The organism is Paenibacillus sp. FSL H3-0329 (assembly GCF_037963285.1).
In the GTDB taxonomy this organism is placed as follows: domain Bacteria; phylum Bacillota; class Bacilli; order Paenibacillales; family Paenibacillaceae; genus Paenibacillus_AQ; species Paenibacillus_AQ odorifer.
Window position 1 is genome coordinate 4,184,373 of sequence record NZ_CP150150.1, and the last position, 21,673, is coordinate 4,206,045.

Below are 21,673 nucleotides of genomic sequence, written 5' to 3' on the forward strand. Positions count from 1 at the left end.
TCCTTATTTTCCAAATATATATTAGCTGTTAAGTACATTATAGAAGTTGTGTCCTAACGCAATCTGTGAGCAATTTATCTCTAGAATAAGAAATTCAAGTTTTACATAAAAGCGAAAGCGCATCTCTAAAGACCTACATCAATCTCCTTCTTTAACTACGACCGAGTCCCTAATCTGCTCAAAAGTCAACGGTTTATAGTTCCAATGCTCTACACAAATGTTAAAATGATTGTTTCCCTCATATTTTTGCCCATGAATATGGCCGTGCACATTTACGTAAGGCATATGTTTATTCATGTACATAGGCTCATGTGAGAGGAAAAAGAAATCCTTATAAATCAAAGGATATTCACTAACCTCATCAAAACCTGCCTCAAGCCACCAGCTTCGGCTGCGGCCGCGATCATGATTGCCAAGGATCAGGATTTTGTATCCATGCAGCCTGGCCACAATCGCACGAGTCGCCTCCTTATTAAAAAAAGAAAAGTCTCCCAAATGAAATACTTTATCGTCCGGATTCACTACCGAATTCCAACTTTCAATCATAACTTCATTCATTTGCTCTACATCGTTGAAGGGTCTGGATTCAAAATCAATGATCAACTTATGCCCAAAATGATGATCTGATGTGAAAAAAACCTTAGCCATTTGCACCCTCCCTTTGTTCCTATTCTAATGACAGTATGTATGAAAAAAGCTCCGACTACCCATAAACCCTAGGAAATTCGGAGCCCCGAGGACTTTTCCGCCTAATTTCTCACGAAATTATACGTATCATTCTATGTCATGAGGCGATGACGGAATACCTCTTTATTGTTAATGTTACTTTTCCCAGTCGCGCCGCTTACTCGAACGTTTATTAACATCACTCTGAATCAGTTCAGCTAAAGGAGGCGCCTCCTCATTGTCAATAAGCCAGCCACGCATCTCCTTGATCGCTTCCACCTGTCCATTGCCTTTGTCACGCCATGTAAGCAGTTCAATAACTCTAATTACAAGCGCTAAGAGACTGCTATTGCTGTTTTGCGACTTTTCAGCCCGGATTTTTTGAAATAACGCTTCATTTTCCCAATCTATTAATATTTCCTCCGCTATAGTGGGCCGCATTACCGTGAAGGTCTTATTGCAATTATCGCAACAGACGACAGATATTGGCTCTGCTTTAAATTTCACTTCAATCTTCTGCTGGCAATATTGGCATGTAAAACTAACCTGCATTTCAGAAGGTTTATTCTTCACTAGACAGCCCTCCTCATGATGACATTAAAAAGTTACTCCTAATGTTTACCCATTTCTTTTGAGAAATGACCCACAGTGCGGAAGGTATGTAAAGACTTTTTTATCAGATCAGCAGTAAATTCATAAAGAATCGCATGAGAAAAGTGAGTTACTCTTAAAACGCCTCGCGAATATGACTAAGTGAAGCTAGGCTAAGATCGTCATTTAACAAGACGCTAATTACATCAAAAGAAACCCGCCGTTCCTCATAACCCTTCATATGCAAATAAACCTGTGTTGTATTCCGAACCTGGTTTATTTTGCGAGCATTCACCGATTCTTCTGGAGTTCCCTGAAGCAGCTCTCCACTGCGGCTACGAACTTCGACAACAACAATACAGTCTTCACGCTCCGCAATGATATCAAGCTCTCCAGTACGACAACGCCAATTCCGTTCCAATATCATATACCCGCTAGAAGATAGGTACTGCACAGCTCCGTTCTCTGCAGCAGTTCCTTTCTCTTTGCGGTTATAGTGTTTTCTTACATATGGCTCTTTCATTCTCGCCCCCGTTCACCAGCGGAACGATCGCTCTGATACACAAAGCTAAGGATTTCTGCCACCAGCTGATAGAGCTCAGACGGAATCTGTTGGTCCAGATCAAGCTTTGAAAGAACCTCCACGAGGGCTGCATCTTCCTGAACAGCAACCCCGCTCTCCTTAGCCTTTTGCAGAATAAGGTCTGCTATCGCGCCTTGTCCCTTGGCTACTACGACAGGAGCCTCGTTTTGTCCGGGACTATATTTGAGAGCGACCGCTTTTTTGAGCCCTTGTGAAATTGGCTGTACAGGCTCATTCATATACGGTAATCCACTCCTTTGTAAGCCTCAGGAACATAATCAACAAACTTATTAGTATTGGAACCAGCAAGCTCTTTAGGTAAATTCAATTCTGGCAAGGGTTCGGTTCTTAAACCTGATAATTGATAACCGATGGATTCTACTGCAGTTTTTATATCATCACGCCGCGTCTCCAGCAGCTCAAGCACCCACGGATGATCATTATGAAGCTTAAGACTAACGATTCGATCTACAACCTGCACGTCTACCAATGTCTGCCCTAGCTGCTTCATGTCCAAATCGAACCATAATCGACAGTTAGCTGCATCCAACTCCCCTTTGCGGCCCCGCCTGGACTGGATATGAACCGATGCAGTTTCCTGCCCATCTGGACCTTGCAGCGGCAAGAACAGTGTAACCTGCGCGAAGGGAGCAGTCCGGTCTGTATTCAGCAGCAGCTGTTGGCCTGTCAGCTGCTGCACTAGCCCGCTCGCGGCATCTTTTACCGCGGGCGGCACCTCGCTGCTGCTCATAAGCTGCAGCAGCACGCCCTTCAACGTGTCGGCAGCTTGCTCCCCGCCGACACTGCCTAGCGCGGCTGCAGCTGTCCCCGCTGCCGCTCGCGCCGTCTCCGCGGCCGGCAAAGCGCCGCCGCGCACGGCCTGCTGCTCGTGCTCCGCACCGAGCAGCTTCAACACCCGCCCCACCCACGACTCCGCATCCGCGGGTGGGGCGGTGTCTGGCTGCACCGGCGAAGCCGCAGCAGCCGTGGTCTCCCCGCGCGGCGCTGCCGGCGCGGGGGCAGGATCTTGTCCCGCCGCGTCAGCGGGCGGGACGTTCGCGAGCTGCGGCATGCTGCCGCGCAGCTCGGTGAGCACGCCCTGCAGCTTCGCGAGCAGGGCAGCCCCGCTAGGCGCAGCAGCTTGGCTTGCTGCACCAGCTTGGTTTGCCGCAGCAGCTTGGCTATCTGCACCAGCTGATCCAGTGGCGCTTGTATTCGCGCCACTGACACTGCCCTGCGCTCTATCTTTATTTAGACTCATTTCATTGCCATGAGTTTCGCTCCCATTAGAACTATTTTGATTGTTTACAATCCCGTCCCCTTGCGTGTTAGCGGCACTACTCTGAGTCCCGGCAGCAATCGTAGAAGTTGTCTTCCCAGCCAAAGGTTCACCAGTATTTCCACTCTTCAAGAGCTGAACAACCTCACCAGCCTCTTCGGGCACCAGTGGCTTGGCAGTTACAATACCGGTTTCATTCTCAGGAGCTTCAGCTGTACTCGCAGCTGCACTTCCCGATATTTCTGATTTCACTGAATTCAAAGGAATTGCAGGTTCGTCAGAAATAACTCCGGCTCCCATTGCCCCTCCCGTTGCAGCAGCACTTCCGCTTGTAGTAGTAACACCAGTGCTACCTTCAGCAGGTTTACTTACAGGTTGTCCAGTCCCTTTAACCGCCACCTGGTCCATTTCCGCATCAGCATCACCTGCTGATACCGCTTCCCCGTTAATCACAGCGCCTGTACCTGTCGTTACAGGAGCATTCAGCTTTCCGGTTTGGGTACCCATTTCAGCTTTAGCTTCAGCTGTTGTTGTTTCTTCACCGGCGACTTGACCTGCCCAAATCGTAATCTGTTCTTCGAGCGCTGACAAAAGCTGATGAAGCTGCGGACCAAAAACCGCCTGCTGCAATCCTTTCACACTTTCAGGGGTAACCGGCAGGCCCCGCTTTACAGAAATGACAGCTGCATCAAGCCACTCTGAGGTCGGCACGCCCGCAGGTTTCGCACTCATTACAGCATCCAGAATCGCCGCTGTCTCTTTGGTAAGCGGAATACCACCCGACTGCATCGCCAACACAATTTCCCGACCCGCTTTGGAGTCAGTAAGCCCAAGCGATTCCAACGCCTCGCCCATGTTTTGCGGCGTAGCTAACACCATTTCGCCGAGGGAGACCGGCTTCAATACGGGCAATCCGCCTTCTCCGGGTGCTCCAACCTGCAAGTTCAGGGTCTCTCCTGGCAGTAGTGGTGTTTCCAACTCCGCACGAACAGGTGTACCTTGAATCTGCACAACGGCTTCTTTTCCCGAATCCGATACAGACAAAACAACACCACGTACAACTTGCCCTTCTTTTAATTCCAAAGACTTGGCCGCTCCCGGTTTATTATCCCCGAGCAATCCGCGGATCAATGTTCCGATATTCATACCGTTTCTCCTCCCTCCATTTTCTCTCTTCTTACTATATCGGTATTAATCCGACTTTTTTGAGCGGTGAATTTATCCAAGCTCAAGCGCCTTTGGCGTCTTTTATATTCTGATATTTTAAAAAAGGGTTTGCTGTTCAGCAAGAATCTTCCCAATAAAGCTGCGCCGATGCATAGGTGTCGGACCTAACGCCGTAATTTGTTCCCTGTGAAGCTTGGTCGCATAACCTTTATGTATCGCAATCCCATAATCAGGGTATAATTCCTCCCACACCCCTTCACACAGTCTATCTCTTGTTACTTTAGCTATAATCGAAGCTGCCGCAATGGACTGGCTGTTAGCATCCCCTTTTATGATCGCCTGCTGCGGCAACGGAAGATCTACTTTTTCAGCATCGATTAACATATAGTCCGGGGTATGACTAAGACCTTCTACCGCTTTTTTCATCGCCAGACGAGAAGCCTGCTTAATATTAATTTCATCAATCATGCGGGAATCCACATAACCTACACCAATAGCTATCGCCTGCTCCATAATAATCTCGAATAAGGCATCTCTTTTTTTCGCTGTAAGCTTCTTAGAGTCGTTGACGCCATCAATAATAAGCCCTTCCGGCAAAATCACCGCTGCTGCAACAACATCCCCAAACAAACAACCTCTGCCTACTTCATCTACGCCGGCTATACGGCGATAAGACTGTTCCCAGCCCTCTTTTTCATAGCTCAACATATCTATCGTACTCACGAATCTGTCACCGCCAATTATAATTTATTCTATAAACTACATAAGTCAGCTTACCATAGTAAAGCTCACATGGTCATGTACAAATAACCACTCCAATTTGATCCAAATCGGCAAAAAAAAGAGCCCCCGAAAAATTCCGGATGGCTCTTCCATACCCATTCATTTAAACGCCTTTAAGGTGTTTCCAGCGTAAAACGACCAAGCTTACCTGCCCGCAGCTCATGCAGCAAAGCACGTGAAGCTTTTTCCAGATCAACACGTCCACCGCTAATCAGACAACCGCGTTTGCGGCCCACGGCTTCCATAACTGCGACGATCTCATCAGGGTTCTCAAGATCCTCAGGAAGCTTCTCAATACCAAAGCGTTCTTGAAATCTGGAACCATAATCCTTCACCAAATACTTCACTGCATAAAAAGCAATGTCCTCAATGTTCAGGATTTCTTCTTTGATCGCACCCGTCACTGCCAAGCGGTAACCCACGTCTTGATCCTCAAACTTCGGCCATAAGATACCAGGAGTATCCAGAAGCTCCAGATTACCTCCTGTTTTAATCCACTGCTGGCCCTTAGTAACCCCCGGGCGGTCACCCGTAGCAGCGATACTCTTACCAGCCATTCGATTAATCAGCGTTGATTTACCGACGTTAGGAATACCGACGATCAATGCGCGCATAGCTCGTGGGTTCATTCCTCTTGCGATCTGCCGATCAATTTTTTCCTTCAGCAGCAGCTTGACCTGCTCCGGAATCTCCTTGACGCCTGTTCCAGTAGATGCATCCACAGGATGGGCAACATGCCCTTGTTCCTTAAAGTAAGCCAGCCACTTCCGAGTAATTTCCGGATCCGCCAGATCCGCTTTGTTCAAAATAATTAATCTCGGCTTGTCCCGCAAAATATCGTCAATCATCGGATTGCGGCTGGAAAGCGGCAGACGGGAATCGAGCAACTCTATAACAACATCAATCAGCTTCAGCTTATCCTCGATTTGCCGCCTAGCCTTCGTCATATGACCAGGAAACCAATGAATGGCCATTGCCGTCACCTCCTTTGACTTCTGTCAACTTAATGGTTAATCAGTGTAATATCTTTTATCGGCCAGAAGATTAAATCTGCACGACCCACAATATCACCCAGCGGCACATAGCCAATCATCCGGCTGTCTGTACTATCCGAGCGATTATCCCCCATAACGAAAATATGTCCTTCTGGTACAGTACCATCCGTGAATTTTTCATTTGGGAAATCTTTATTATTATACAGAGCGTTGTTACTATGCGCAGCATCAATAGCGCCTTGGATGTAAGTCTCGTTAACAACCTCACCGTTAACTGTAACTACATCTCCTTCTACTTTCACAGTATCTCCAGCCACACCAATTACACGTTTAATAAAATCTCTGCCTTCAGATGGCACGTGGAATACAATAACCTCACCCCGCTGCGGTGATCTTATATCGTATAAAATTTCATTAACGATAACACGTTCTCCCGTATGGAAATTAGGCTGCATGGAAGGTCCATCTACAATAAAAGGCTTGAATAAAAGCCAGCGAATCAGTATAACCAGAACTAAAGCAATCGCAATGGCCTTGACCCATTCCAGCACTTCATTTTTCTGTTTACGTGGGTTCTGCTCGCTTGATTCCAAAGTTTCGCTTTGTTCCTGCTGCATAGTTCACCGTCCTCTCTTAATACTACTCTTACTATACAACACAAAAAAACTCCTGCCAAAAACCCCTCCACAGATACTCCTTCAGGAGGCCTTTTCGGAGAAGCTTATCCCCAAGCGTATATGTCACACGCATTGTATACCAAGCTAAAACGCCCTCAGCGTCCTTTTAAGGACGGTAAGCGTTTATGCGAGAAATTTAAGAATAATGTATAACGTAAAACTTATGCTTTTCTTATATTTTCAAAAAAAAATAAAGCGAAAGGGGCTTGAACTCAAGCCCCTCTCCTCTGTCACTATTCTAGCGACGAATTTCTTTAATTCTCGCTGCTTTACCACGTAGTTCACGAAGGTAATAAAGCTTAGCACGACGCACTTTACCACGACGAGCCACTTCGATTTTTTCGAGTTTAGGCGAGTTGATTGGGAATGTTCTTTCCACACCAACACCGTAAGAAATTTTACGAACCGTAAAAGTCTCACTGATTCCACCGCCACGACGTTTGATTACAACGCCTTCGAACAACTGGATACGCTCACGAGTTCCCTCGATAACTTTTACATGCACCTTCAAAGTGTCACCCGGACGAAAACTAGGGATATCTTTACGAAGTTGCTCTTGCGTAATAGCTTGTAGGATATTCATTAAGGACTTCCTCCTTCCGTACAGGTGTTCTTGCCTCTTCCGGAGAGATCTAAGCTCTCCCTCATTATCCGCAGCGGACCACCGTATTCCACACAACAGAGTTAATAATATCATAAAGGACGGGCTAATACAACTTATTTTTCTATTTTATAACGGCAACATATCTCTTTTTTTTGCCTTAGACTGGCAGTCTTTACACAAGCCGACCACGGTTCCGTTGTCTTGAGCATAGAAGATCAACTTTCCATTCTTCTTCTTGCAAGAAGAGCAAGGCTGCTCCCCTGGACTCTGTTTGGCTTTGCGATGACTATCCATTGAGATCACATTACTGCTAGTGGTGCGCAAAGGATTGCTTGAGCTGCTTGTTTTCTTTTTCTGAGCTATATAATACACAACACCCAGCGCTAGCAAGGCAAGCAAAATAACTACATATTGCATCTGGCTCCCTCCGCTCTTCATGATTTAATTGAGGTAAGAAAATAAAAAGACCGCCCTGTGATGCAAGTAAGGCAACGGTCTATATCGTATTCGCAAACTAGCCCTAGCACATCTCACTTTAAAAAGCGCTTTTCAGTAGCTGCTGAAGATTATATATGAGAGCATCTTCGCTCTTTTTATATGTATCCTTACCCATTTTAATGTCAGCGTAAGATCTATATTACATTTTAGCACAATTGAAATTTGAAGTGTAGTGAACACTTTTTAAATACCTAGTCTTTGGTCCAGTATATTAACCCGTCTACAGCCGTTTTTACAATAAATCCCCGTAGGCTATACTTACAGAAGTACGTACATAACGTAGCGCTTAGGGAAAAACACATATACCCTAAAATAAGGAGGATTTTATTCAATGAAAAAGAGTAATACAACTAGCGTAATGGCAGCTGTAGCCGTCTTGTCCATCGTACTTCTGGCAGGATGCACAGAGTTACCGGGTAGGCAATCCGCTAATAACGAACTAGGAAAGAATATTACTGAAGATGTGCAGCAAAATATTGGTGAGGCTGTGAAGCAAGAGTTAGGTAAAGCCGCTGCAAGCGTGGAGCAAGCCGTTCAGGATACAGCTACCAAGGTGGTCGACGAAGTTAAAGCAAACAGCATTAGCAAAGAACTATCCTTATCAAAAGAGATCGGCTCTGCTTCAGTGCTTAGCATGAACAATGCAGTGGGAGAAATTGAAGTTACATCAACTACGGGTGATCAAATTAATGTAAGTGCAACAATCTTAGCGCATAACGGCTCTGCCCATAAAGCTGACCGTCAGAAAATCTTGGATGACGCTGAGATTTCAATAGACGTTAGTGGCGATACTTTGAAGGTATCTACAAATTCCAAATCAAATCCGAAGAAGGATTTATGGACTTGGGCTCAAGATAAATACGGCTATTCGGATTTTAGTATTAACTATACTATAGAGATCCCCACCAGTATGGATGAATATCAAATCACCAATAATGTCGGACAAATTCATCTCCGCAATCTGGACGGAAACTACCGCATCGTCAGCAACGTTGGAGCTATTGATATCGAAGGAGCGAACATCACCGGTAAGTCCACTCTAGAGTCTAATACAGGAAGCATACGCATGGATATAGCCGGAATGAAGAGTGATAGCCGCCTTAAAGCGACAACAAATGTGGGTAGCCTCAATGCTGTTCTAGCCGATGGCGTGAAATGTAGCTTGGTGGCTAAAAGTGATCTAGGCCAGATCACCGGGGTTGAGGGTGGCAAACGTGATGTTAACGGAGGAGGTCCATTGTTGTCCTTAAGCTCTGATATAGGCGCAATTACAGTAGAGTAACCAACCACTAATAAACAGACCGTCCGGATGAGCGGACGGTCTGTTTTTGCATCATCATGATTAAATTAATGCAATAGCCAACAGCGTGAACAAGCTGAGAGTTAAAATATTGTCTGCAGCATAAGGGTAACCAAAAAATGCAGAAGTCTGCACAGGTCCATTTGATCCTGTTCTTAAGTAAACATTATATCTGTCCACATCTGTAATCACACCTTCATGCTGTCTGCCATCAGTAGTCAGGATACGTACCCTTCTATTCTTACAACGTAAGCAATTATAATAAGCCTCCACTAGTGTACTCCTCCTCATTCGTAATGATATACTCTATGGTGAGGAGTACAGGTCGGTAACGGCTAAGTTACATAGGTCATTTGTTTGCATCGATATTTACTTTCCGTTCTCTGCATTTTTTGTATTCCCAAAGGTTATATATAAGGAAAGACATATTTTCGGCTTGTTATCCGTACCATCCTATCCATTCAAGGAGGCCAATCGAATGAATGTAGCACGTAAACAGTTTATTAAGGAAGGCGTACTGCGTATTACCATCTTTATTATTTTATCATCGCTTACCTATACCGTTCGCAACTATGCATGGGCAGTTACTGTTCTCGTATGTTTTGCGCTTTACGCTCTACTTACAGGAGTATATCGCCTCTTTCGCAAAGAGTAGAATGCGCCTCCACGAATTTTTATAGTTAACCAAACACCCCCTTTCCAAAGAGTTTTTAATTTTCCTTGAAGAGGGGGTGTTTACATTCTGATCAGAGTCACAGGGTTTGACCTCTCTTAGCAGGAACAATAAAACCATTAGATGTAGTGAACTTTCGTTCGCTATACTCTAATGGTTTTATTGGACTTGCTTATTCATACTTAATTATTAATCTTATATGTTCAAGCTTTAAAGGGCGAATGGGAATTACGATTTGCGATTTGTATAATAATCGATAATATCATTCACGGTGCGGAGCGGCTCCGCTTCTTTGTGGATCGTGTCCACGCTAGGCTTGAATTCTTCACGCGTCTTCGTAGTCACTTCAGTTCATTCCTTTCAATAGTTAAGCTTGCTGCATCGTAAGCTGCATATAGTATTACGCCACCTCTATCTATTACCCCAAATAGAAGAGTTCAACGCACATATGCTCATTTGTTTTGGAAATTACGCAAAAAAAAATACGAGATTATAGCCCTTCTTATATTTAAGTAAACATAACAAAAACGCCTCCTTAACGTAAGATACGTTAAAAAGACGTAAAATATGCCTGTTTTATTAAAATTTTACTCCGGCTTGATTTCATTTTTCAGACGTTCCAGTGTTTTCTTGTCTTTCAACGTTAGTTCTGCACTTTCGAGCAAATCAGGTCTACGTTCAAATGTACGCTGTAACGCTTGCTCTCTTCGCCATACTTCGATGTTGGCATGATGGCCACTCAGCAACATATCTGGTACCTTCCAGCCCCGAAATTCAGCTGGCCGAGTGTAGTGGGGATATTCCAACAGCCCTGTACTGAACGAATCCGTGATCGCAGAGGTTTCATTTCCAAGCGCTCCTGGCTGTAGCCGAACTACTGAATCAATAACCGTCAGTGCCGGTAGTTCTCCACCCGTTAACACGTAATCGCCAATCGACAGTTCATCTGTAACCAGATGCTCCCGTATCCGCTCATCGTAGCCCTCATAATGACCACATATAAAGATTAGATGCTGCTCTTGTGCCAGTTCCTCAGCAATCTTCTGATTATACGTCTTTCCTTGCGGGCACATAAGAATGATGCGCGGCTTCACAGAGGAAGGCGTCGGGACTGCAGATTCAGAACCATTCTCCAAAGGACTAGCCTCGATCCCCAATACATGTTCTACCGCTGCAAAGATCGGGTCAGGCTTCAGTACCATGCCCCCGCCCCCGCCATACGGTGTATCATCTACACTGTTGTGCTTATTTCCTGAGAAATCACGAAAGTTCACAGCATTCAAAGATACAATCCCTTTTTCGCGTGCCTTACCAAGAATGCTTGTGCTAAATACGCCTTCGCACATCTCCGGAAAGAGCGTTAGCACATCAATTCTGATCATGGCAATAGTCCTTCCATTAAGTGAACCGTAATTCGTTTGGCCTCAATGTCCACGTTCAGCACTACATCGTTAATTACAGGGATAAGGATGTCTTGCCCTTTAGCAGGCTTAACAACCCACACGTCATTTGCACCTGGCTGTAAAATTTCCGTAATTGTGCCAAGCGGTTCATTTCCAGCATCATCCGTATAAACTTCACAGCCAACGATTTGGTGGAAGTAATATTCGTTCTCTGGCAGATCAACCAGATCATTACTTGGTACCTTAAGCAAACTTCCCTTATACTTTTCCACTTCGTTAATATTGGTATATCCCTTAAGCTTAACGATAAACATACCCTTATGCTCTCGAGCGGATTCTACAGTCACTTCAAATTTTGCACTGCCATCCGCAGGGATGACGAACAGTTTCTTGTCTTTAGCGAAACGAACCTCAGGAAAATCGGTATGGGATAATACTTTAATCTCCCCGCGAATTCCATGCGTATTCACAAGCCGGCCTACGGTTAATTCTTCCGTCATATAACCCTCTCCTTTACAAGCTTCATCTATATATTTGAACAAAAAGGAGCCGGGATATACTATCCCTAGCCCCTCATTGTACGCATTATTTAAGATAAAATATCTACAGTTACGCGTTTATCGCTCTTGACTGCTGCAGATGTGACTACTGTACGGAGCGCCTTGGCGATCCTGCCTTGCTTGCCGATGACCTTTCCTACATCATCTGGATGTACGGACAGCTCATAGACAATCAAGTGTTCTTTCTCCACAGCCCGTACCGTCACATCTTCTGGATGATCCACTAAAGCCTTAGCAATTACTCCAACTAATTCTTCCATAGAGGACCCTCGCAATCAGTCATTATTTCTGTTGCTTAAGCTCATGAAACTTCTTCATCACGCCTGCTTTGGAAAGCAAGTTGCGGACGGTATCAGATGCTTGCGCACCTGTTTGAAGCCATTTAAGAGCTTTTTCCTCATCGATCTTAACTACTGCCGGTTGTTCAATCGGATTATAATAACCGATTTCCTCGATAAAACGACCGTCACGAGGGGACCGGGAATCGGAAACCACTACACGATAGAAAGGCGCTTTATGCGCTCCCATTCTTTTTAGACGAATACGTACTGCCACGAAAAATCACCTCCTTATAATAGTTTCCAACATTAGTTGGACAGACATTCAAGATCATTTAAAAGGGAATTTCAGCCCTTTTCCACCACCAAGACCTTTAAGCTGCTTCATGGCATTTTTCTTGGAGGCTTTGCCGCCTCCGCCCATCATGCCGGAGAATTGCTTCATCATCTTACGCATCTCATCAAATTGTTTGATGAGGCGGTTGACCTCAGCGACTGAGGTTCCGCTGCCGGTTGCGATACGCTTGCGGCGGTTATGGTTAATGATCTCAGGCTGTTGCTTCTCCGCCTTAGTCATAGAATGAACTATGGCTTCAACGCGTCCCATTTGCTTATCGTCGACCTTTAAATCTTTAATACCCTTGGCTTTGTTCATACCCGGAAGCATATCAAGAATTTGATCGATAGGGCCTAGCTTCTTCACCTGATCCATTTGCTCAAGGAAATCATCGAACGTAAACTCTGCATTACGCATCTTACGTTCCATTTCTTTAGCCTTGTCAGTATCAATGTTCGCCTGGGCTTTCTCAATCAGCGACAGCATGTCGCCCATACCCAGAATCCGCGAAGCCATACGTTCCGGATGGAACGGCTCCAGCGCGTCGATCTTCTCCCCTAAAGCGGCGAATTTGATCGGGCAACCGGTAACAGCTTTTACTGACAGTGCAGCACCACCACGGCTGTCGCCGTCGAGTTTCGTCAATACGACCCCTGTAAGCTCAAGCTGCTTATTAAAGCTCTCGGCTACATTCACGGCGTCTTGACCCGTCATAGCATCTACTACAAGAAGTACTTCATCAGGATTTACAACATTGTGAATCTGCTTGAGTTCTTCCATTAGTTCTTCATCAATATGCAGGCGGCCTGCAGTATCGATAATAACATAATCCAGTCCGTTATCTTTCGCATGTTGTACAGCTTGTCTGGCAATTTCTACCGGACTAGTCTGATCACCCAGCGAGAATACAGGAACCTTGATCTGTTCTCCCAGCACTTGCAGCTGCTTGATAGCAGCAGGCCGGTAAATATCTCCCGCAACGAGGAGCGGACGATGATTGCCCTTCTGTAACAGCTTAGCTAGCTTACCCGAAGTGGTTGTCTTACCAGCCCCTTGTAGACCCGCCATCATAATGACGGTCGGTGGCTTGTTCGACTTGGCCAGCTTCGCTTGGCTTCCGCCCATCAGCTCGGTTAGTTCCTTGTTGACGATGTCGATAATTACCATGCCAGGCGTAAAGCTGTCCATGACTTCCTTGCCGATGGACTTTTCTTTCACCTTAGCTACGAATTCTTTAACTACCTTGAAGTTAACATCGGCTTCCAGAAGGGCTAACCGCACTTCACGCATAGCTTCGTTTACGTCTTCTTCGGATACCTTACCTTTACCGCGTAGCTTGCTGAACACATTCTGCAATCTTCCGGTTAAACCCTCAAACGCCATATGCAGATTTCTCCCTTCGTGCTACTCTAACCTCTGCAAGCGATCCACGATCTCCGCGAACCGAAGTTTATATTGCTCAGGCAGCATCCCATTCTCCGGCAGTCTGCGCAGCTCTTCTAAATATTTAGTACGACTCTCATGTTTCACTAATAGTCCAAGTTTTTCTTCATAATTCTCAAGGACTTGCTCAGCCCGTTTAATATGCTCATAAACAGCTTGGCGGCTGATTTCAAATTCAGCGGCGATTTCTCCCAAGGAAAAATCATCGTGAAAATAATATTTAAGAAACGTTTGCTGCTTATCTGTAAGCAGTCGTTCATAGAAGGCAAAAAGCAAATTGATACGATTCGTTTTCTCGAGCCTATTCTCCTGACTCATTAAGGACAACCCCTTCGTCAAGGAAAAACACTTTACACCTTCACAACGTCCCTTATGATACCTAAAAGAAAGAGAGATGTCAAGCACTTTTGCTTGTCATCTCTTTCTTTATTAAAAATCCATATTTTCCGCGATAAATCCGCTTGAAATTATTGGATTGGCAGTACATAAATCAATATGGCGAAGAAATGTGTGACACTGCCTGCAAGAACAAATACATGCCAGATCGCGTGATGGAACGGAAACCCTCTCCATACATAAAAAACTGTACCTAAAGTATAAAGCACTCCGCCAGCCATCAGCAGAATCATACCACCGTCCGCTACAACTGCCGAAAGAGGATTCCAGGCGATAACAATCAGCCACCCCATAGCAATGTAGAATACCGTAGACATGAACAGAAACTTTTTAACAAAAAATGCTTTGAAGAAAACGCCAAATACTGCGATCCCCCAAATGACTCCAAATAAACTCCAGCCAAGTGTTCCCCGAATAGTTACTAGCAAAAAGGGAGTGTACGTGCCTGCGATAAACAGATAAATAGAGGAGTGATCGAAAAATTCGAACAAATCCTTCGCCTTGCCCTCTTTGAGACTATGCACAAGTGTTGAATTGAGATACAGAAGCAGCATTGTCGTTCCATAAATGGAGAAGCTGACCACATGCCATGCCGTTCCTTTCAGACTTGCAAAAACAACAAGCAGGACAAGTGCAGCGACGCTTAATACAGCTCCGATCCCGTGCGTAATCGCATTCGCGACTTCTTCTCTCCGGGTGTAGGTGTGAGTATTTGCCATATCCATATCCTTCCGTCTAAGCTTTCTTTCTATTATACCACGCGGACCTCACTGGATCACAGTTTGTAAATCTCCGTGTATTTCTCCTCCAAATAATCAGCCAGATAATCTGGGCTCAGCGGCTCACCTGTTACTTGTTCGATAATTTGCGAAGGGGTCAGGCTTTTTCCGAAACGGTAGATTTTTTCTGTTAACCATTCTTTAATCGGCAAAAGATTTCCCGCAGCAATCAATTCATCGTAGTTCGGCAGCTCCTTGCGGAGTGTATTCAAGATTTGGGCAGCGTACATATTCCCCAAAGAGTAGGATGCAAAATATCCGAAGTCTCCACCGGACCAGTGCACATCCTGCAATACACCAAGTGCATCATTAGGCGGTGTAATACCTAAATATTCTTGATATTTAGCATTCCATACCTGAGGCAGATCTTTGACAGATAGACCTTCATTAAAAATAAGCTTTTCGATCTCGTAACGCACAATAATGTGCAGATTGTATGTAAGCTCATCTGCTTCAATTCGGATGAATGAATTTTCCACACTGTTAATAGCCCGGTAGAAATCCTCTACATCTACATTAGCAAGCTGCTCTGGGAAATGCTGCTGTAGATCACCGTAATAACGTTGCCAGAACGCACGGCTGCGGCCGATCATATTCTCCCATAGTCTCGACTGAGATTCATGAATCCCCATCGATGCGCCTTGAGCCAGTGGTGTTCCCACTAAATCTTGGCTGATATTTTGTTCGTAAAGCGCATGTCCACCTTCATGCAGTGAACTGAAGACGGCACTAGTCACGTTATCAAGTAAATAAGCGGTCGTAATACGAACGTCACCTGGATTCAGCCCTGTAGCAAAAGGATGCACACTCTCATCCAAGCGGCCTGCGTCGAAGTCATAGCCCATTTGCTTCAGAATAAAGTTACCAAACTTTTGTTGCTGCTCTTTAGGGAAAATCTGCTGCAAGAAGCTGGTATCAGGTTTATTAGGTGAAGCAGCGATAGCTTCCACTAACGGAACCAAGCGGCTGCGGAGGCGACTGAACACTTCATCCACCTTCTCTACCGTGAGATCAGGCTCATACATATCTAGTAGCGTATCGTAACGTGTGCCATTTACACCCCAATAATCGATGAACTCTTGTTTCAGAGCTACGATTTTGCTCAAATAAGGTTCAAATGTAGCAAAGTCATTGTTCTCCTTAGCTTCTTCCCAGATCGTTTGGGAATGAGCAGACAGGACAGCGTACTCTTCAAATCTTTTGGAAGGAATACTCTTACTGCGCTCATACTCTTTGCGGCAATCGTTGACGATCTTTTGTTGATTAGCTGTAAGCTGGCTCAACACTTCTGGACGACTGAAAAATGCTGTGAAGTCACCCATCTCCTGTGAAATCTCGAGTCTGAACAATTCTCCACTCAGCATCCCAATCGTACCGGAACGAACTTCTACTCCCTTACGCGGTGCACCTGTGCGCAAATCCCAGTGCATTAATTCTATGGCCTCTGAATATCCACTAATTTTTGCCAATAACTCGCTGAATTGTTCCCATCGTTCCTTTACTTGTTGTTCCATTCTACTCCACCTGCTTTCTCTGTTTTACAGACTCCTCTTGATGATACTTTTTTGAATGAGTATAATCAACTTCAGAGATTACATCTCTAATTTTAAATATTTAATGAGTTACATAAGAAGCAGAGCATGCTTCGAACAAAAATCAAGGAGCGTGAACAGGGCTATGATGATTCAAGTTACACCTCTCGCAGAAAGGAAGTTGAAGGAAAGGCTTGGAGATCAGCCAGGATTTTTCAAGCTCTTTTATGATACGGTAGGCTGCGGGTGTGACGGAATTAATGTGTTACTGATTGTTTCAGAAGTGGAGCAAGGCGATTCTAGGATAGAGACGAATTCTCTTCCCTTTATCGTAAGCCGGCAACAGGAAATCTTTTATGAAGACAAGATGCGACTCGATGCAGAGGAACGTTTCTCTTCCTATAAGCTGGTCAGTGATTCTCAGATTTATGGCAACAATATCATGGTAAGAGATATGCGCAACGTAAGTACAATTCAAGGATTTTAAGGGAGGAAGCTAATATGAGCCACGTATCAGAAATTATTAACTTTAATAAAAGTTTTGTAGAGAATAAGGACTATGAAGCTTATTTAACCAGTCGTTATCCTGACAAAAAAATGCTGATCATCACCTGTATGGACACTAGACTCGTTGAATTATTGCCGAAAGCCATGAATTTCAAAAACGGTGATGTCAAAATTATCAAAAATGCTGGTGCGGTTATTTCTCAGCCTTTCGGTAGTGTTATGCGTAGTGTAATGGTAGCTCTATATGAACTAGATGCTGAAGAAGTAATCGTGGTTGGACACTATGAATGCGGTATGGCCTCCCTCAATGCAGACCATATGATCAATTCCATTAAAGAACGTGGCGTATCTGAAGAAGTGCTGTCTACACTGGAGAATTCCGGAATCAAACTAACAAAATGGCTGCGTGGGTTTGACAATGTCGAAGAAGGGGTAATTCAGACTGTGGACCTGATTAAACGTCATCCACTGCTTCCCCCTAATGTACCTATCCATGGCATGATCATCGATCCGGCAACCGGAGCGCTTGAGCTTGTCGCTGATGGGTATAAGTAACGAATGACGACTCTCTAACTGCTGTTTGCGTGGATCCTGGATCCACGCTTTTTTTGTGCATAAAAGTATAAATTATGATAAATAAAATTGAAACCTTGTGGGGCATGTCTGCGTATTACCGACCATACACAAAAATTCATGCTCACAGGAGGGTTTTCGTACTAAATGAAACCAATGAAACGCGTAATGATGATTCTAATGGCCTTCACTCTATTTTTTGCAGTGGCTGCTCCAGACTTTGCCGATGCACGTCGAGGTGGCGGCGGTTTCAAATCCGGCACTCGCAGCTATTCAACAACTCCAAAAAAATCAACAACAACAAATAACATCAAAAAAAGTGACAGCACTAAAAGCTCCACAGCAGGATCTGCCGCTAATACGAAACGTGGATTCTTCAGCGGCGGCAGCTTAATGAAGGGCATGATGATCGGTGGTTTGGCCGGATTATTATTCGGTGGAATGTTTGGTGGAATGGGAGCTTTTGGTGACTTCCTAGGCTTTGCCGTTAATATGCTAGCTATCTATGTACTGGTTATGCTCGTGATGTCCTTCTTCCGTCGTAGAAAAGAACGTCGCCGCTTAGAAGAACAGAATGGTCGTTACTAATGTCTACAATCGTTCTAAGCATGGATGAGATCATCAATGCCCTCTGTCTGCACATGGCGGAACGAAAGGCTGTTCGCCCAGAGGATGTTCAGGTGGAACTGAGCTGGGAAGAAGATACCGGTTACTCTGCAGAGGTTTGGGTACAGGGCCGCAGTCAATTTCTAGTGGAGTCCAATATGATTGAAGCGATCCTGCGTTACATGCTCAGCGAATATGGTGTTCGCGCCTATCGTGAAGATGTAAGACTGGACCTGGATGAGGAAATCACAGCGATTGTAAATACAGGGAACTAATGATAGTAAAAGGGACAACCCAAGGGGTTGTCCTTTTTGATATAACGCTATTCATAGAAATATTGCTTTACCGTCCCTACTCCATCTGCCACTTCAATTTCTGCATAAGCTCCATTAATAAAAGTAACCTGCGGCGGGACATGACCACAATCGATATCATAAACGATCGGTACCTTAAGCTCTTCAGAAAGTTCAGCATAGATATCCTCGGCAGTATAGTTATCCACAGGCCGATTAGCTGGACTTCTGCCAAACATAATCCCCGAACAATTCTCAAACCACCCTGCCAGCTTCATCTGCACTAAAGATCTGCGTAAATCCGCTGTGTTCAATTCACAATTTTCCAAATACCAAACTATAGGTTCGTCATGAATCATTTCTTGCTGAAAATGCTGGAGCTTTCCATAGGGCGTGCCGATTAAATGCCTAATTACATCTATACAACCACCCAACAGACGTCCTTTCATCGTTACAGCATCTGTAGTTAGAGACTTCCAATAGGTCTCCTCTGTCAAATGAAAAACGCATGGCGAAGGCACATCATGCTGCCATTCCCGCTGATATTTAAGAGATGAATGCTGGACAATGGACTCACCCACTGATGTCTCTAGAACCGCCTGCCAGAGGGCTGTAGTATCATCTGAATACTCTCCCCGTAAATCAATGAGATTCGCTCCGTGAGCAGTAGCCAGACCGGTTGTCAGCGTGACCGCAAGCAGCAAGACGCTTATATCTGAATATCCCACGATCCATTTGTCCTGCAAAGCATCAAAATCAATATATTCCAGAGCTTCAATTAACAATTCCCCGCCCCAAGGCGGAATAAGGGCATCGATTCCGTCATCATTGATCATCTCATTAAACTCATGACCACGAACATTGGCTGGTGCAGATTTAGCCTTATCTTGCTTCCATGCCGTTTCGCCGATAATGACATTAAATCCTTGCGACTTCAACCGGCTGGAGGCCAGTGTAAGAAGTTCTGCATTTTGAATGCCTACTCCAGATGAAGGTGCTGTAACGCCTATCGTCGCATTTTTTTTCAAAAAAGGGTATCTAATCATATGCCACCTCCCAGAGTTTGTACCCATTATATCCCTAAAGTGATAATGAGAACACCTCCTTCTAACACATACTTTACGCCTACAAAAAAAGGACCTGGCGGGATGCGTCAACGTATGACCACAAATCCTGCACATGTCCTTCTTCAATTAAACCCAAGCACTAGATTAAAGAGATAGCAAGCAGTTCAAACAACACAAGCGGTAAAATCACATTATTATTGTATGGGGGACCTGGATAAGGTCCTGGATATGGGCCAGGTCCCGGGCCCGGATGAGGATGATAAGGCTGATGAGGGTTGTAAAACCCGCGGGGCATTTGCCCATTAGCTGCAACATTCAGATACAAGTGTTTATTATCTACTCCGGCTATAACGCCTTCATGTACAAAGCCATCTATTGTCTGTACGTTCACCTTATGGTTAAGGTATGGCTTGCAAGATTGATGTAGGGAATCACGGACACCGTGCAGGTGCCGGATCACAGCAGGATCGGCCTGATAAATCACATTCTGTTGCTGCCCAGTGTTAAATGTCGACATGGATGTTCTGACCTCCGTAAATGGATTTGCTCCATTCTATGTAGAAGCCTAGATTACGGTGCCTATTAAATGGGCTATTCTTAGAATGGCAGTGCGACCTTCTCAACCTTAACATTTACGGAAACTAGAGACAGTCCCATCATATTTTCAACAGCATTTCTTACATTTTGCTGCAGCATATAGCAGACCTCTTGAATCACACATCCGTAATTAACTATGACCTGAAGATCGATGGCAACATCCACTTCTTTTACTTCAACGGACATTCCTTTTTTTACATTTTTACCGCTTAGACGTTTAGCCCAGTTGTCCGAGATACTGCTTCCTGACATGCCGGCAATACCCGGTGTGTCCAGAACCACTTGCCCGACGATCGAAGTCACCACATCATCTGAAATATGAATTAGTCCTTGCTCCGTTCCTTCATTCATAGAAATCCCTCCATAATGTTTTATTACCTTAAGAGATATCAGGACTCTCCTCTACCTCTATCTCTACCCGTCGTTGCTTGACAAACAAATAATAGGCCTTGGTCAAGACGATTTTAACAATCATATACAGCGGAATAATCAGCAATATCGCTATGATCCCGCCTAAATCCCCGCCAACCAATACCAGGATAATCGTTGTCAGTGGATGAATATCGAGCTTTTTCCCAAAGATGTAGGGAGCGATTAAATTATCCTGTATCTGCTGCGCTACCAGAACAATGATGATGGACCAGACGGCTATAGACGGCGATTGAATGAATCCGATGATGAAAATAGGGATACTAGACAGTATCGCACCAATAAAAGGCACGAAGTTCATCACAACTGCGATTACAGTCAACAGCAATGCATATTGCAGGCCGATAATAAGGAAACCAATATACATCAGAACGCCTAAGGCTAAATTAACAAGCACCCGGCCCACGATAAAGCCACTAAGCGCACTGTCGATTTCAGTCATCATTGTAGTTCCTTCTTCACGATACTTCTTTGGGAAGAAACTTACAATCTTACGTCCGAATTTCCCACCTTCCTTAAGCATGTAGAATAACATAATCGGAAAGGTGAACAAAATGATCGCGAAATTCGAAACAAAAGAGAACAGTCCTGAAACGTAATTCGTTAACAGCGTAAACCCTTTATTCAAATAATCCGTCAATGTGGAGGCTGGATTCGCATCAGCAGGGATCAACGCAGACAGAAATTCATTATCTTCTAGTTTCAACAGCTGTTGATTCAAGGAGGCAATGAGATTCGGCATATTATCGACGAAATTAACTAATTGTGTGCGAAGTGAAGGCCAAACACCGATAATAAAAGCAAACAGAAGCACTAAAATAACTACATATACGATGATAATCGCCAAAGAACGATTCAGCTTATATTTCTCCAAGGTATCGATCAGTGGCCGCAGCAGGTAATAAAAGAAACCCGCCAGCATTAAAGGCACTATAATGACACTGAACAAAGACAGGATCGGTGTGAATAAAAAATCTACGCGTGAGCCTAAAAATACAATGCCTAACACTAAAAGGATCGCTAGACAAACTCTGATGAAATTGTTCAGTTTAGCCAT

Annotated in this window: 29 protein-coding genes; 6 read left to right on the forward strand and 23 right to left on the reverse strand. The window is 44.6% G+C overall.

Translation table 11 applies throughout. The features are described 5' to 3' along the window. Positions 1-138 precede the first annotated feature (138 nt). The 10 genes from NSQ66_RS18425 to NSQ66_RS18470 form a co-directional block, all read right to left on the reverse strand. Positions 139-648: a metallophosphoesterase gene (locus tag NSQ66_RS18425; protein WP_076100363.1), complete on the reverse strand. Its 510-nt coding sequence runs from the start codon at positions 646-648 to the stop codon at positions 139-141. Positions 649-822: 174 nt separating this feature from the next. Continuing rightward, the gene (locus NSQ66_RS18430) at positions 823-1,239 is read right to left on the reverse strand and encodes a hypothetical protein (RefSeq protein WP_051491578.1); all 417 of its coding nucleotides are present in this window, start codon (positions 1,237-1,239) and stop codon (positions 823-825) included. A gap of 154 nt (positions 1,240-1,393) precedes the next feature. Next, positions 1,394-1,780 carry a YraN family protein gene (locus tag NSQ66_RS18435; protein WP_038571990.1) on the reverse strand — a complete coding sequence of 129 codons (387 nt, stop codon included), beginning with the start codon at positions 1,778-1,780 and terminating at the stop codon, positions 1,394-1,396. Then, the gene (locus NSQ66_RS18440; protein ID WP_076141006.1) at positions 1,777-2,079 is read right to left on the reverse strand and encodes an EscU/YscU/HrcU family type III secretion system export apparatus switch protein; all 303 of its coding nucleotides are present in this window, start codon (positions 2,077-2,079) and stop codon (positions 1,777-1,779) included. Before NSQ66_RS18440 ends, NSQ66_RS18435 begins: the two co-directional genes overlap by 4 nt. After that, the gene (locus NSQ66_RS18445; RefSeq protein ID WP_076141007.1) at positions 2,076-4,265 is read right to left on the reverse strand and encodes a hypothetical protein; all 2,190 of its coding nucleotides are present in this window, start codon (positions 4,263-4,265) and stop codon (positions 2,076-2,078) included. The genes NSQ66_RS18440 and NSQ66_RS18445 overlap by 4 nt, the downstream gene beginning before the upstream one ends. 117 nt (positions 4,266-4,382) lie before the next feature. Continuing rightward, positions 4,383-4,994 (reverse strand): ribonuclease HII, encoded by a 612-nt coding sequence (locus tag NSQ66_RS18450; protein ID WP_076100429.1) that lies wholly within the window; start codon positions 4,992-4,994, stop codon positions 4,383-4,385. 188 nt (positions 4,995-5,182) lie between these two features. Next, positions 5,183-6,043 (reverse strand): ribosome biogenesis GTPase YlqF, encoded by an 861-nt coding sequence (gene ylqF, locus NSQ66_RS18455; protein ID WP_036688587.1) that lies wholly within the window; start codon positions 6,041-6,043, stop codon positions 5,183-5,185. Between the two features lie 29 nt (positions 6,044-6,072). Beyond that, the gene (gene lepB, locus NSQ66_RS18460) at positions 6,073-6,681 is read right to left on the reverse strand and encodes a signal peptidase I (RefSeq protein ID WP_036688589.1); all 609 of its coding nucleotides are present in this window, start codon (positions 6,679-6,681) and stop codon (positions 6,073-6,075) included. 298 nt (positions 6,682-6,979) lie between these two features. Then, positions 6,980-7,324, reverse strand: a complete 345-nt coding sequence (rplS, locus tag NSQ66_RS18465; RefSeq protein ID WP_036688590.1) for a 50S ribosomal protein L19 — start codon at positions 7,322-7,324, stop codon at positions 6,980-6,982. Between the two features lie 147 nt (positions 7,325-7,471). Next, positions 7,472-7,762, reverse strand: a complete 291-nt coding sequence (locus NSQ66_RS18470; RefSeq protein ID WP_038571998.1) for a hypothetical protein — start codon at positions 7,760-7,762, stop codon at positions 7,472-7,474. A gap of 412 nt (positions 7,763-8,174) precedes the next feature. Between NSQ66_RS18470 and NSQ66_RS18475 the strand changes: the two genes are divergently transcribed. Beyond that, on the forward strand, positions 8,175-9,125 hold the full coding sequence (locus tag NSQ66_RS18475; protein WP_076141008.1) for a hypothetical protein: 951 nt from the start codon (positions 8,175-8,177) through the stop codon (positions 9,123-9,125). Between the two features lie 60 nt (positions 9,126-9,185). Here the strand turns inward: NSQ66_RS18475 and NSQ66_RS18480 are convergent, their stop codons facing one another. After that, positions 9,186-9,416, reverse strand: a complete 231-nt coding sequence (locus NSQ66_RS18480) for a hypothetical protein (RefSeq protein ID WP_036688596.1) — start codon at positions 9,414-9,416, stop codon at positions 9,186-9,188. Positions 9,417-9,621: 205 nt separating this feature from the next. On the opposite strand from NSQ66_RS18480, the gene NSQ66_RS18485 reads away from it, so the two are divergent. After that, a complete protein-coding gene (locus NSQ66_RS18485) occupies positions 9,622-9,798 on the forward strand; it encodes a hypothetical protein (RefSeq protein ID WP_155288145.1) in 177 nt (58 codons plus the stop codon). 605 nt (positions 9,799-10,403) lie between these two features. Here NSQ66_RS18485 and trmD read toward each other — a convergent pair. The 8 genes from trmD to NSQ66_RS18525 form a co-directional block, all read right to left on the reverse strand. After that, on the reverse strand, positions 10,404-11,195 hold the full coding sequence (trmD, locus tag NSQ66_RS18490) for a tRNA (guanosine(37)-N1)-methyltransferase TrmD (RefSeq protein WP_076141092.1): 792 nt from the start codon (positions 11,193-11,195) through the stop codon (positions 10,404-10,406). Further along, positions 11,195-11,719 carry a ribosome maturation factor RimM gene (rimM, locus tag NSQ66_RS18495; protein WP_038572005.1) on the reverse strand — a complete coding sequence of 175 codons (525 nt, stop codon included), beginning with the start codon at positions 11,717-11,719 and terminating at the stop codon, positions 11,195-11,197. Before rimM ends, trmD begins: the two co-directional genes overlap by 1 nt. Before the next feature lie 89 nt (positions 11,720-11,808). After that, the gene (locus tag NSQ66_RS18500) at positions 11,809-12,039 is read right to left on the reverse strand and encodes a KH domain-containing protein (RefSeq protein ID WP_036688600.1); all 231 of its coding nucleotides are present in this window, start codon (positions 12,037-12,039) and stop codon (positions 11,809-11,811) included. A gap of 22 nt (positions 12,040-12,061) precedes the next feature. Further along, on the reverse strand, positions 12,062-12,334 hold the full coding sequence (rpsP, locus tag NSQ66_RS18505; protein WP_036688604.1) for a 30S ribosomal protein S16: 273 nt from the start codon (positions 12,332-12,334) through the stop codon (positions 12,062-12,064). Positions 12,335-12,388: 54 nt separating this feature from the next. Next, positions 12,389-13,777: a signal recognition particle protein gene (ffh, locus tag NSQ66_RS18510; protein ID WP_036688607.1), complete on the reverse strand. Its 1,389-nt coding sequence runs from the start codon at positions 13,775-13,777 to the stop codon at positions 12,389-12,391. Between the two features lie 21 nt (positions 13,778-13,798). Then, the gene (ylxM, locus tag NSQ66_RS18515; RefSeq protein ID WP_036688609.1) at positions 13,799-14,155 is read right to left on the reverse strand and encodes a YlxM family DNA-binding protein; all 357 of its coding nucleotides are present in this window, start codon (positions 14,153-14,155) and stop codon (positions 13,799-13,801) included. A gap of 149 nt (positions 14,156-14,304) precedes the next feature. Then, a complete protein-coding gene (locus NSQ66_RS18520; protein ID WP_339279334.1) occupies positions 14,305-14,952 on the reverse strand; it encodes a hemolysin III family protein in 648 nt (215 codons plus the stop codon). 56 nt (positions 14,953-15,008) lie between these two features. After that, entirely contained in the window at positions 15,009-16,526 is a 1,518-nt protein-coding gene (locus NSQ66_RS18525; protein ID WP_036688614.1) for a carboxypeptidase M32, read from the reverse strand. Positions 16,527-16,689: 163 nt separating this feature from the next. Between NSQ66_RS18525 and NSQ66_RS18530 the strand changes: the two genes are divergently transcribed. The 4 genes from NSQ66_RS18530 to NSQ66_RS18545 all read left to right on the forward strand — a co-directional run bounded on the left by NSQ66_RS18530 (position 16,690) and on the right by NSQ66_RS18545 (position 18,505). Next, positions 16,690-17,031, forward strand: a complete 342-nt coding sequence (locus NSQ66_RS18530; protein WP_036688616.1) for an iron-sulfur cluster biosynthesis family protein — start codon at positions 16,690-16,692, stop codon at positions 17,029-17,031. 14 nt (positions 17,032-17,045) lie between these two features. Next, on the forward strand, positions 17,046-17,606 hold the full coding sequence (locus NSQ66_RS18535; protein WP_036688619.1) for a carbonic anhydrase: 561 nt from the start codon (positions 17,046-17,048) through the stop codon (positions 17,604-17,606). 174 nt (positions 17,607-17,780) lie between these two features. After that, on the forward strand, positions 17,781-18,212 hold the full coding sequence (locus tag NSQ66_RS18540) for a hypothetical protein (RefSeq protein ID WP_036689112.1): 432 nt from the start codon (positions 17,781-17,783) through the stop codon (positions 18,210-18,212). 8 nt (positions 18,213-18,220) lie between these two features. Next, on the forward strand, positions 18,221-18,505 hold the full coding sequence (locus tag NSQ66_RS18545; protein ID WP_036689115.1) for a YxcD family protein: 285 nt from the start codon (positions 18,221-18,223) through the stop codon (positions 18,503-18,505). A 47-nt stretch (positions 18,506-18,552) separates the two neighbouring features. Here the strand turns inward: NSQ66_RS18545 and NSQ66_RS18550 are convergent, their stop codons facing one another. The 4 genes from NSQ66_RS18550 to NSQ66_RS18565 form a co-directional block, all read right to left on the reverse strand. Continuing rightward, the gene (locus NSQ66_RS18550; protein WP_036688621.1) at positions 18,553-19,569 is read right to left on the reverse strand and encodes a S66 peptidase family protein; all 1,017 of its coding nucleotides are present in this window, start codon (positions 19,567-19,569) and stop codon (positions 18,553-18,555) included. Positions 19,570-19,729: 160 nt separating this feature from the next. After that, a complete protein-coding gene (locus tag NSQ66_RS18555) occupies positions 19,730-20,107 on the reverse strand; it encodes a hypothetical protein (protein ID WP_036688624.1) in 378 nt (125 codons plus the stop codon). Between the two features lie 80 nt (positions 20,108-20,187). After that, entirely contained in the window at positions 20,188-20,538 is a 351-nt protein-coding gene (locus tag NSQ66_RS18560; RefSeq protein WP_036688625.1) for an Asp23/Gls24 family envelope stress response protein, read from the reverse strand. A gap of 28 nt (positions 20,539-20,566) precedes the next feature. Next, positions 20,567-21,673 (reverse strand): AI-2E family transporter, encoded by a 1,107-nt coding sequence (locus NSQ66_RS18565; RefSeq protein WP_036688627.1) that lies wholly within the window; start codon positions 21,671-21,673, stop codon positions 20,567-20,569.